Origin of the sequence: Pseudoalteromonas sp. B131b (genome assembly GCF_037162545.1) — a bacterium.
Taxonomy (GTDB): Bacteria; Pseudomonadota; Gammaproteobacteria; order Enterobacterales; family Alteromonadaceae; genus Pseudoalteromonas; species Pseudoalteromonas fuliginea.
Map to the genome: position 1 here is coordinate 860,121 of NZ_JARLUZ010000002.1, position 10,466 is coordinate 870,586.

Genomic DNA, 10,466 nt, shown 5'->3' on the forward strand with positions numbered 1-10,466 from the left:
AAATTAATTGTGTTAAATTACGATTAAATGAAAATGCGGACTTGATTTAAATGGACTCTCAAATTGATTTTTCTACCTACACTTTAGATGAGCTTTACTCATCAGCGAAAGCTATAGATCGCGAAGCCTACCCAGATCGAGCAAAAGAAATAGACAACTTAATTAAAACGCGAGAAGCGCAGAGCCCATCTGTAAATGTTGTATCAAAAGTAGCAGGAGAAAAAGCAACGCGCTCAGATAGGTTAGTGGCTGCTATTGTTGATGGCGTTTTAGGTGTTGTTTGTTTTGTACCTGTATTCATGCTCGTAGGGTTTGATAATTTAAGCCAACCAACACTTACTTTATCTGCAGGTTTGCTAGGTTATGGCATATTAAGCACGTTAGTGCTTCATGGTTACCTTATGTACCAACGCGGACAAACAATTGGTAAATCTTTACTGTCTATCCGTATTGAAAATTTAGATGGTACACAAGCAAGCTTTACTACAATTTACTTTAAACGCATGCTTTGTATGCAACTATTATCACTTGTCCCTTCGGTAGGTCAGTTTATAGCTGGTTTTGTTAATCCATTATTTATATTTGGAAAAGATAAACGATGTTTACATGATCATTTAGCGGGAACAAAAGTGAGTTATGTAGATTAATCAAGATATTAATTAGGACAACTTTGCCCGGATTTAAGTTTGATTAGCAAAAGTTACAAAATGGCGTATTTCACTAAATTGGTAATATAATTAATAAACCTTACCGATTGTTTTTTGACTAGTAACCAAGGATGATTATGAAAAACAACACACAGCTAATTTTAGCACTAGCGGCTTCTTTAATTTGTTACTCAACATATATATTATTCATTGGGTTTCTTACTGCGGCGAAAAGCAATGAGGTGATAAATGAGAATATTTAGGAAAACAAACGAGTTTGATAAACTGTCGAGGTGTTACGCATGTATTAAATGTGGTACTTGGGTGAGCATAAAAGCCCAAAACTGTATGCAGTGCCAGCATAGTTTTACCAATAATGATAAAAGCTCAATGCAAACACTCTATAATCAAAATAAAGAACAAAACTGGCAACATGCAATATTGCCTATTATTTTTGTAATATTGGTAATAGCTTTATTGTTCATTTAATTTTTGCTTAAAATTTAAAAGTGCTCGACTGCAACTCTGTAACAAAATCCCTCTGTACTTTAACGTGTAAAAACTACCCATAATTAAAATAATTACTCTTGTTAATCCTTCACTAAATATCACATAGCTAACGTTTTTTAATAAATGAACTAAGCTTATAAATTTCAGTCACTTAAATTGTGAGTTTATTTATATTTACTCAGTTTTTTGGCACGTAAGTTGATACAACTCCTAATAAACTTTAAAAAGGAATTACCATGACTGCTGAATACTTTATGGTACTAGGGTTACTCGGTGTTGCATTTTTTGCTGTTGCAGGGGCATTGCTTGGGTATGAAAAAAACATTAGTGGCTTTGGCGTCGTAGTGGTTGCAACTGTTACAGCATTAGGGGGCGGTACCCTCAGAGATATACTTTTAAACAAACCGGTATTTTGGATTGCTACCCCACAGTATTTATATTCAACCTATGGGGCCGTTATAGCAACAATTGCATTTATTCGATATTTACCGCGCGTTAATAATTACTACTTTTTGTTGGTAGACGCTGTGGGTATGGCGCTATTTAATATTATGGGGATAGAAAAAGCACTCATTAATGGCTCTGGCATGGTGGTCGCAATTACCATGGGTATCACTACAGGTATATTTGGTGGTTTAATACGTGACGTAATTTGCCGTGAAGTACCAACTGTTATGCGCAGCGAACCTTACGCCTCTGCGTGTTTAGCGGGTGGCGCAGTTTATGCTGCTTTATTTAGCCTTAATGTAGATTACATTTGGTGTATTTTAGGCTCATTTTTCACGACTATCTTTTTAAGATTAGGCTCTTTGCATTGGGGTTGGCATTTAACTATTTTCAGAAAAAAGACTTCAGAGATCAAAGCGACTAATTTTAGCTACGAATAGCCCGCGTTTGCATGTGGTACTCGTAATTATCCTCATCCGTTATAGTAAAACCCAGCCGCTTATAAAGTCCTAATGCTGGGTTGTTTTTAAGCACTGTGAGTTTAATGGGTTTTGACTGCGCATTTGTAATAACTTGTTCAATAACCGCTTTCCCATACCCTTTGTTTTGGTGCAATGGATGTATTTGTAATTGCATTATTTCAACGTGTTGAGCGTGCGTTTGGTATTTTAAAGTACCAATTGGTACCTCATTTATAACTATAAGATGGGAGCAGTCATATTGATCATCAAGCCTTAAAACATGCTGTTGATCTGTTAAAAATAACCCGGCATTTTCTAAGTGTTCAATCATAGTTAGTTTTCTGAGGCTTAATAAGTAGTCTCGGTCTGAATATGCTGCCTTTATAAATTTAAAAACCATAGTGCTCCCTTGCAACAGCCTCAATGTTTATATTTGTAGAACGAACTAAAATAAGTGCGCAGTATTAAATGTGCAAGCCAAACTAACAAGGCAATATTACCAATACCCAAGTGCTTTCCACCAAAGCCCGCCAATAATTCCCCATACACTTAAATTAATAACGCTCATTATAAGGCCCATTACCCACCAGTCTTTTAACGATACATAGCCTGAGCCAAACACTATGGGTGATGTGCCTGTTGCGTAATGCGTTAACGACATCATGAGTGATGAAGCGCCAGCTAACAGTAAACCTAAAAATAAAGGCGGAGCGCCAAGCGCTAAACCTGCGGCGTAAAATGCGGCAAACATAGCAGTAATATGTGCTGTGGTACTGGCAAAAAAGTAATGAGCGTAAAAATACACAGCTACCAATATAATAGCCGATACAATCCAGTCAAAGCCCAGTTGCGCAATATTGCTCTCAACAAGTGTTGAAAACCACGTTACCAAACCTAGTTTATTTAAAAAAGTGGCCATCATTACTAATGCTGAAAACCAAACAACGGTATCCCACGCAGACTTTTCTTTAAGTACATCGTCCCAGCTTAATACACCAGTCACTAATAATACCGACAAACCCAAAAAAGCCACTGCGGTTGTGTTAACTGCGTAGTCAGCCCCTAAAATCATTGCAGGCACGCCGGCCCATAAAATAAGCAGCATGGCAAAAACACCCACCATTATTTTTTCGCCGTAACTCATTGGGCCCATTTCAGTTAATTTAGATTCTGCGTAGGTTTTAGCGTCGGGCGTACTTTTAACTTCAGGTGGGTAAATGGCATAAACAACCAAAGGCACAAGGGCAATACATAGCAAACCAGGAACAAGCGCTGCGAGCGCCCACGTACTCCAAGTAATACTGATATTTGCACCAGTAGCATCTGCAATAAGTTTTACAATTAGCGGGTTTGGCGCAGTCGCTGTAATAAACATAGCTGATGTAATAGGGTTTATATGGTAGCTCACTAAAGCAAGGTAGTGCCCAATTTTACGAGATGTGCCTTCCTCAGGGGATGAGCCAAAGCTTGTTGCTATAGACTTCATTATTGGGTGAATAATAGCGCCGCCTCGCGCGGTATTGCTTGGCGTTACAGGCGCTATAACAAGTTCAGAAAGTGCGAGTGCATAGCCAATACCAACTGTTTTTTTACCAAAAAGAGAAATAAAATTATAGCCAATACGATTTCCCAAACCTGTTTTAGCTAAACCCCGAGAAATAATAATAGCAATACCAATCAACCAAATTAATGAATTAGAAAAGCCACTTAATGCATCTTTAATAGCGCCAGATGGGCTGTCATTAGTTACGCCGGTTAATGCAACAGAGGTAATAGCTAAAATAGCAATGGCGCCGATTGGCATTGCTTTACCAATAATGGCAACTACAGTACCAATAAATAAAGCGAGCAAATGCCATGCGTTTTCAGTTACACCTTGCGGAGGCGGTACAGCAAACCAAAGTAGTAAAACAATGGCTATAGAAATCAGTCCAGAGGTAACTCGAATATCAGTACCCTTCATTAAAAATGTCCCTAAGTTTTAGAAATGCATGCATTCTGTGTATTGAAAAGGCAACGTTATTCTACTTCATTTAATAATAAAAAAATGACGCACATCATATGAAAATTAAACTTATTTAATTTTCATATTAAAGAGGTAATAAACCATAAACTAAAATGAATAATTAAGTTACCCGATGAGAGCTTACGTTGTGCTTAATCAACTCTTATATTTTTAAGAGTTAGCTTGAATTGTTTTATCGGCTCGTAAGGTCTTTATAAGCCTCAACGAATACTTGGAAATACAATGAACTTAAAACTAACCAACAACGTGATTACTTTTTTATTAGCGAGTAGCTTTTTGCTACTTGGCTTGTCGTTTGCGTTAGGAGCAAATTCTAATACGTTAACGGCTACGTTTAGTTTTTATAACGTTGATTCGCTAATGTCTGTATCTGCATTAGGTTTGATTAGTGGCTCATTTATGATTGCCTTAGCGTTTGCCACTGTGCTCGCTCGCCTTAAATTAATGAAACCTACGCCAGCACTTTTACTTGCAGCAGTTATAAGTTTGGTTGCTTTATTTACCTTGTTTGCCAGTAACCGTTGGATGGCTCAACTTGGTGGCTTTCCAATCATTGGTAGCGGGCAGGGCATAATTAAATACTTTGCTGTAGTGCCTTTGTATTTATTTTTGTTTTATAAAGACAAACTTACCGACAAACAACACGTACTTTTAAACTTTATACCGGTTGCTATGGTTTTATTGTGGATCGGCGGCATGAAGTTTTACGAGTTTGAAGCAAAAGGCATTGTAAGTTTAGTAGAAACCTCACCGTTTATGTCGTGGTTATACACGGTATTTAGCGTACAAGGCGCGTCTAACGTGATTGGCGGGTTTGATGTATTATTTGCTGTGTTATTGGGCTTAGGGCTATTTTTAAATAATAAAAAGCTAATTATTGTAAGTGGCTTAGCATGTTTAAGCGTATTTATGATGACCCAAACATTCTTAATTACCGCCACCGGTGCATTTAGTTCTTCTACTTTATTGGAGCGTTTAGGGCAATTTGTAATTAAAGATTTGTGGTATATAGCCAACCTTGTTGTTATTGCTTTTTTAATGATTTTTAAACCGGCTAAATAACATATAAAGAGGACATTATGATCAGTTGCAACCAATACGACTACATCGAAATTGCTTGTATGCACCATTTAAGCATTGAGCTTATATTAAAAAATGGTGATGGTGTATGTGGCGTAGCAACTGACACAAAACGCAATGCTAATAGAGACGAATGCATAGTTGTTAACGTAAATAGCGAGCTGCAACTCATTGTGCTCACTACAATCAGCGTACTTAAAGCGCGTGAGAAAAACCCATACTTTGACCACGTGAATTTTGATGTAAAGTAAACACCTCACTCATTCGTTTTATTATAAACACCCCAGCGAGCCTGTATCATTAATATGTTAAGGCTCGCTTATCTCACCAATGCTTTAGCTAATTACGCGCTAAATACATAAAGCCAAAATTTTTCTATTACTTCTTTTGTTCTTTACACGAGTTTGTCTACCGAATAAGGCTAAACGCCAACTATTAAAGCGTATAAAGCCCCTAACAAGTAGTAAGTAAACCTTCAAAGCGAGCTGTTTATATAAACAGCTATTTTAGTTTGTCCAATAACATTATTAAAAGTCGTTTTGGTGCAAAATAACAAAGGCTTTTCATTACATGCCTAATTACTTGTTTACATTGAAGTTATTTAGTGGAATTATTGAGCAATGTAATATACGCCGTTTTGGGGTGTTATAAACCCCCAAAGTGGTGTTCAATAAGCTGTTAGGCTTCTCAAGGATGCAATGCATGGAATCTTTTATCGAGTTAATTTCAAAAGTGCCTAATGTGATTTGGAGTGCAGTCATTGCGTCCTTACTTACGTTTCTAGGTGTTTTATGGACAAATAAAGGTAATGAAAAACGACAAACTGCGTTACTTGAACACGAAAAGCAAAAGTATCAATCAGAGCAAAAGTTAGCCTTAAAGAAAGAAGTATTTTTAAACGTAGCTAGGTCATTTGCTGATGTATTAGGAATAATTCCTAAATTAATGAATTTAGATTTCACACAAAAAGAAATAGAAATTCAAATGTCAGATCATAGTGGAATTGTTGCCAAATCCTACCTTGCTGCAAAAGAAGAATCAGTTGCGGTTATTTTGAATTATTCAGCTGAAACGGCTGAAGTTTTTATTAAATTAATGCACGAAAGAGCAATAGCTTTAGATCACAAAAAAGCTATTGAAATATATCAAGCAACTATAGATTCAGCTAAAAAAGAAAAAGATAGAATCATTTCAATGATGAAAGAGTTAAATCATCAAGTACACAATAATCAAGCAACTTTTGACTACTTAAATAAAAGCTACGAAATCCAAGAAGGTATTATTAATCGAAGTACCGTGAGCTTAGAAGAACAAAAATCTATATTACAGCCTTTACATATGACTTTTGCAAAAAAATGCCTGAGTGAGCATAGTCGGCTTTTATCATTACTACCGCCAATGACAATTGCTCTTCGTGGCGAGCTGGAAAATGATCTAAATTCTCAAACATTTGTTGATGCGTTAAATGATAATATTCAAAGAATGAATGTAGCTTTTGATAGCATATTTGAGAGTAAAGAAGCCTAACAAGGGTTTTCAAGACGGACAAATTACAGTTGGCTATTTGTTCGTGCCTCACTTATTTTAGCCAGCAGCAATTTGCCGCTTAAAACGGCGTTAGTTGCAATCAAATATTCATATGAGGGGCTGCATAATGCCTAAAAAAAGAATAAAAGACATTTCAACAGAAATGGAGCTCCCGTACTTAGTTCATTTTACGCATATATCTAATTTAGAGGGGATTCTTGAAGATGGGCTACTTTCAAGGGATTCTGTTGATAAATTAGAACCTTCAGTAAGAACAAATGACGAATCTCGGCATGATAATAGAACGAATACAATATCACTTTCAATTGCGCATCCAAATGATTTAATGTTCTATAAATATCGAGACGTAGATGCAGATTGGTGCTTAATAATTGTAGATGTAAGTGTTTTGTGGAAAAAAGATAGTTTGTTTTGTAAATACAATGCAGCTGATGCGCGTATGAGTAACTTATCAGATGAGCACTTATCGACTCCTGATTCACTAGTATCTATGTTTGACGAACTTGATGATGTAGAGTCAAGAAGTGATCAATGTCTTAAAAAATTTGATCCAACAGATAAACAAGCAGAAATATTGGTTTTCGACAAAATAGCTCCGAAGTACATTGAAGGTGTCGTATTTTCAAACAGGCAAGTAAAGAAAGAGCATAAAAATATTTTGGGGGATAAAAAAAGTGCAATTCACTCTCCAAATAAAGGCTTGTACGCTACCCGTTTGTATAGAAGGAAATGGCAATAATGGCAGTTCGTCCTGTATTTATACCTGAAACAAGCTCCGTCGGTGTAACCGAAAAAATGCTGGATTTTAAGTGGCATCCAGGGATGTCTGCCACACAAAAGAAAAAATCAGTTATTGAACTACATAATGTTGCAAAAGAAAATGGTCTGAATAATATTCTTGAAATTTCCAGCAAGTCTGAATTAGATTTGGGTATTAAGTTGAGTGCTTTTAACTTATTGATCACAACTAAAAAGCATAACAACAGCTTCACTGTTGAAACTGCATTTCAAGGTAGTAAGGTATTCAAATCTGGCGGACCTTATAGAGATTTATTCGGAATGGATTCTCGAGCTGCTAAAAAAGATATTAGGTTACGGGAATCAGGAAGTTTAATTGGATTTAGTTTTTATTCACATTCATTTCCACTAATCCCAAGAACATATTTCTATGATTGGCTTTATATAAATGCTTTAGTACAGAATTCAGAGTTATCTGAAGCCGTTATGAAATTTAATTGTTTTAGTGATATTGAGTTTAATCCTAAAAAGTCGATAAACTGCCAAGCACATGCAGTTGCTCTTTACATAAGCTTAAGAAATCATGATTTTTTGGACAAAGCATTAGAGAATCCAGATAGTTTTTTGAATTTTTGTCAGGCTCACTACAATAGCCAAGACAGAAATATAGCTATTCAAAATTCAATGTTTTAAACGCAACTAACAACACGCCCTGAGGTGGACAGCAAGCGCTAAAGCTCACTTTCCACCGCAAATTTTAATAGGGTGATCCCTTACTTTTTAATGCAGTTAAGTAAGTTGATTCATCGTAGGGCGTATGTGTTTTCCAGCACCTAAATAGGATTTTTATCCACTTAAATGCCAATGATCTGATGATGGTATTATGAGGTTTTCCTTTGACTTCTTGTTGCCAACTATCATGGCCAAGTAACGATGCTTTAGCCCCAAATAAATAACGCTCAGATAATCCTGCTCATTCTAGAAAGAGTAAAAAAGGTACCCACACTAAATTTTTCAGTAATACCTTCCAAAACGTCAATTAAAACAACACCTAGTCCTCTTTTTATATTCCACGTGAAATACAGTAACGATTGAACCAAAATAGGAACTCAGCTATGGTTTGTTTATCAAAAAAATAAAAAACGAGTTAATCTACAGGCTCGTTATAATTTAAATCTGATAGGTGTTTATGCGTTATATATATTTTTTCTTACTATTATTTTTAAGTGGTTGTGCTTCAGCCCCAAGAGATGCTTTAACTTTTGACCAGGTACAGCTACCTCAACCAAATGAAGAGCAAAGTGTTTTAGTATTCCATAGGTTGTTTACCCCACCAGCGGCATCAGATATGCGTGTAAGTATAAATGATAAAAAAATTGTAGCACTACCAAACAATACTTTCTCTTACATAAAATTACCTGCGGGTAATTACGATTTAAAAATTAGCTGGAGCCCACTCACAGGAGTGTGGAGTAATACAAAACAGCTAATAATTGCACCTAATCAAACTCAATATTTACAATTAAATAGCAGTGTTTATACGGCAATGGGTGTTGAACTAGGTTCGAGTAAACATGATCCATCTAACAAAAAGGCCGCAGAGACCTTGTTAAGAGAGTGCTGTAAATATGTACAAGCTACTGAACTCTAATAGTTGCTTAAACGGACTTCTAATAGTTAGTTTTTTTGTTCGTACCTAGCTTATTGTAACCAGCTATTTTACGCTGTTTAATTGAGGCGTTGAGATTGTAGAATTACTCTTTTTATGAAAACAGCCTGTTTAATGGGTAATACATTTATTACACATTACTTTAAAATGCTTAGAGTTAATTAAAGAAACTAATTAATTGAATCTGGCTGTTAGAGCTATTCTACAGCCTCGTTGTATTGCTAAAGGATTATCGTGAAATATTCTAGGATTGTACTCTTTTCAGTAGGCTTGTATTTATTGCTAATTGCTTTATCAACAATAGCAACAAAGATTGTTGGCTTTGATGAGATGACTCAAAGTACATCATACATTTTTACTCATTACGTCCTCGGATTTGTAACCTCTTTAATCGTGTATTGTTACTTAGGCTATAAGCAAACAGTGAGTCCCTATAAACAAGCCTTTTTAGTTGCGGCGGTTTATTGGTTTATTGATCTAAGTGTCGGTGCCTTACTATACATTTTGTTAAAAATACCAATGGAGCTTTTGATATATTTAATTTCAGCTTTGCTGCATGTTATTGCTGTTTTATTAGGGACATTACTTGGTATTCAATTACGTCTTAAAAGAGTTGAGCATAAATAAACAAATCGTAAAGCAAAACAAAAACAGCCGGTTTTTGCTTTTTCACCCTAATCTTAGATAACAACCTTACGGCCTATTTATTCGGCATAAGTAAAAAAGGAATTTAAATTTGCTATTCGATTGGTTTAGCTCTGAAAAGCCAAATGTTTATTTGGGATCGTTAGCTGTAGCTAATAACAGCCATTTTTCTAAGGTAGAGTCGTTTTTTTATATAACGGGCGATTCACTACAAGATCATATGCACAAGAAGCTTGAAGATATTTTTTGTCTTCACAGCATTTCGTCTATTAAAGAGCCTAAAAAGTCAGATATTGGTTTAGATGTTGTTATAGTTACTTTGCATGGTGGTGATGCATTCACTATAGATTTTGATACAGCTATTATTCCGCTATTTTGGCGACCAAAAGTTAAGTTAGTATCGCGCTTGTATAACATTAAACACAATAAGACGATTAAAACGTTCAGCGTTTCTAAATCTGTTACGTGGCGCGAATTCATAGCTAAAAAATTTAGCTTAAGAGGCTTTTTTCGTTGGGGTCCTTTGTATCATAACGAAGACATGGAAATACTGTTGTATAAAGCATGCTACGAGTTATTAAATAAAATGCGAAAGGTTATTTAACCAGTAGCCAATAAGAATAATTAAAATAAGGTAAAAATACATTTTGCTCTTGGTGAACATTATTACAAACAAAATAGGAACTTAGCTATGG

General features: G+C 35.6%; 12 protein-coding genes and 1 pseudogene. 10 read left to right on the forward strand and 3 right to left on the reverse strand.

The features are described 5' to 3' along the window. Positions 1 to 50: 50 nt before the first annotated feature. Together P4S65_RS21770 and P4S65_RS21775 are read left to right on the forward strand one after the other, a co-directional pair. A complete protein-coding gene (locus P4S65_RS21770) occupies positions 51 to 647 on the forward strand; it encodes an RDD family protein (protein WP_096794332.1) in 597 nt (198 codons plus the stop codon). Positions 648 to 1,393: 746 nt separating this feature from the next. Then, positions 1,394 to 2,044: a trimeric intracellular cation channel family protein gene (locus P4S65_RS21775; protein ID WP_337121185.1), complete on the forward strand. Its 651-nt coding sequence runs from the start codon at positions 1,394 to 1,396 to the stop codon at positions 2,042 to 2,044. Here P4S65_RS21775 and P4S65_RS21780 read toward each other — a convergent pair. Together P4S65_RS21780 and P4S65_RS21785 are read right to left on the reverse strand one after the other, a co-directional pair. Next, positions 2,031 to 2,465 carry a GNAT family N-acetyltransferase gene (locus tag P4S65_RS21780; RefSeq protein ID WP_306724968.1) on the reverse strand — a complete coding sequence of 145 codons (435 nt, stop codon included), beginning with the start codon at positions 2,463 to 2,465 and terminating at the stop codon, positions 2,031 to 2,033. The two genes, P4S65_RS21775 and P4S65_RS21780, sit on opposite strands and share 14 nt — an antisense overlap. A gap of 96 nt (positions 2,466 to 2,561) precedes the next feature. Then, positions 2,562 to 4,028 (reverse strand): DASS family sodium-coupled anion symporter, encoded by a 1,467-nt coding sequence (locus P4S65_RS21785; protein ID WP_149603513.1) that lies wholly within the window; start codon positions 4,026 to 4,028, stop codon positions 2,562 to 2,564. A 285-nt stretch (positions 4,029 to 4,313) separates the two neighbouring features. Here P4S65_RS21785 and P4S65_RS21790 point away from each other — a divergent pair, with 285 nt between their 5' ends. The 5 genes from P4S65_RS21790 (at position 4,314) to P4S65_RS21810 (ending at position 8,150) form a co-directional block, all read left to right on the forward strand. Next, positions 4,314 to 5,153, forward strand: coding sequence for a DUF417 family protein (locus P4S65_RS21790; RefSeq protein WP_337121186.1), 840 nt, complete (start codon positions 4,314 to 4,316; stop codon positions 5,151 to 5,153). Positions 5,154 to 5,170: 17 nt separating this feature from the next. Beyond that, positions 5,171 to 5,422: a Rho-binding antiterminator gene (locus P4S65_RS21795; RefSeq protein WP_149613813.1), complete on the forward strand. Its 252-nt coding sequence runs from the start codon at positions 5,171 to 5,173 to the stop codon at positions 5,420 to 5,422. A gap of 451 nt (positions 5,423 to 5,873) precedes the next feature. Further along, the gene (locus P4S65_RS21800) at positions 5,874 to 6,698 is read left to right on the forward strand and encodes a chromosome partitioning protein ParA (RefSeq protein ID WP_337121187.1); all 825 of its coding nucleotides are present in this window, start codon (positions 5,874 to 5,876) and stop codon (positions 6,696 to 6,698) included. Positions 6,699 to 6,861: 163 nt separating this feature from the next. Then, positions 6,862 to 7,458: a DarT ssDNA thymidine ADP-ribosyltransferase family protein gene (locus P4S65_RS21805; RefSeq protein WP_337121188.1), complete on the forward strand. Its 597-nt coding sequence runs from the start codon at positions 6,862 to 6,864 to the stop codon at positions 7,456 to 7,458. Beyond that, on the forward strand, positions 7,458 to 8,150 hold the full coding sequence (locus P4S65_RS21810; protein WP_337121189.1) for a DarT1-associated NADAR antitoxin family protein: 693 nt from the start codon (positions 7,458 to 7,460) through the stop codon (positions 8,148 to 8,150). Before P4S65_RS21805 ends, P4S65_RS21810 begins: the two co-directional genes overlap by 1 nt. A 38-nt stretch (positions 8,151 to 8,188) precedes the next feature. Here the strand turns inward: P4S65_RS21810 and P4S65_RS21815 are convergent. Continuing rightward, positions 8,189 to 8,367: pseudogene (locus P4S65_RS21815) on the reverse strand (IS110 family transposase); the annotation flags it as partial. 279 nt (positions 8,368 to 8,646) lie between these two features. Between P4S65_RS21815 and P4S65_RS21820 the strand changes: the two are divergent. From P4S65_RS21820 to P4S65_RS21830, 3 genes are all read left to right on the forward strand, one after another. Then, positions 8,647 to 9,108, forward strand: coding sequence for a hypothetical protein (locus P4S65_RS21820; RefSeq protein ID WP_337121190.1), 462 nt, complete (start codon positions 8,647 to 8,649; stop codon positions 9,106 to 9,108). A gap of 297 nt (positions 9,109 to 9,405) precedes the next feature. Beyond that, entirely contained in the window at positions 9,406 to 9,753 is a 348-nt protein-coding gene (locus P4S65_RS21825) for a hypothetical protein (RefSeq protein ID WP_337121191.1), read from the forward strand. A gap of 109 nt (positions 9,754 to 9,862) precedes the next feature. Next, entirely contained in the window at positions 9,863 to 10,375 is a 513-nt protein-coding gene (locus tag P4S65_RS21830; protein ID WP_007584353.1) for a hypothetical protein, read from the forward strand. Positions 10,376 to 10,466 lie beyond the last annotated feature (91 nt).

Excerpts from the sequence above, each read along its gene's own strand:
- P4S65_RS21790 (WP_337121186.1), top strand. The coding sequence starts at position 4,314 with ATGAACTTAAAACTAACCAACAACGTGATTACTTTTTTATTAGCGAGT.
- P4S65_RS21805 (WP_337121188.1), top strand. The coding sequence starts at position 6,862 with ATGGAGCTCCCGTACTTAGTTCATTTTACGCATATATCTAATTTAGAG.
- P4S65_RS21795 (WP_149613813.1), top strand. The coding sequence starts at position 5,171 with ATGATCAGTTGCAACCAATACGACTACATCGAAATTGCTTGTATGCAC.
- P4S65_RS21810 (WP_337121189.1), top strand. The coding sequence starts at position 7,458 with ATGGCAGTTCGTCCTGTATTTATACCTGAAACAAGCTCCGTCGGTGTA.
- P4S65_RS21775 (WP_337121185.1), top strand. The coding sequence starts at position 1,394 with ATGACTGCTGAATACTTTATGGTACTAGGGTTACTCGGTGTTGCATTT.
- P4S65_RS21800 (WP_337121187.1), top strand. The coding sequence starts at position 5,874 with ATGGAATCTTTTATCGAGTTAATTTCAAAAGTGCCTAATGTGATTTGG.
- P4S65_RS21785 (WP_149603513.1), bottom strand. The coding sequence starts at position 4,028 with ATGAAGGGTACTGATATTCGAGTTACCTCTGGACTGATTTCTATAGCC.
- P4S65_RS21780 (WP_306724968.1), bottom strand. The coding sequence starts at position 2,465 with ATGGTTTTTAAATTTATAAAGGCAGCATATTCAGACCGAGACTACTTA.
- P4S65_RS21820 (WP_337121190.1), top strand. The coding sequence starts at position 8,647 with ATGCGTTATATATATTTTTTCTTACTATTATTTTTAAGTGGTTGTGCT.
- P4S65_RS21770 (WP_096794332.1), top strand. The coding sequence starts at position 51 with ATGGACTCTCAAATTGATTTTTCTACCTACACTTTAGATGAGCTTTAC.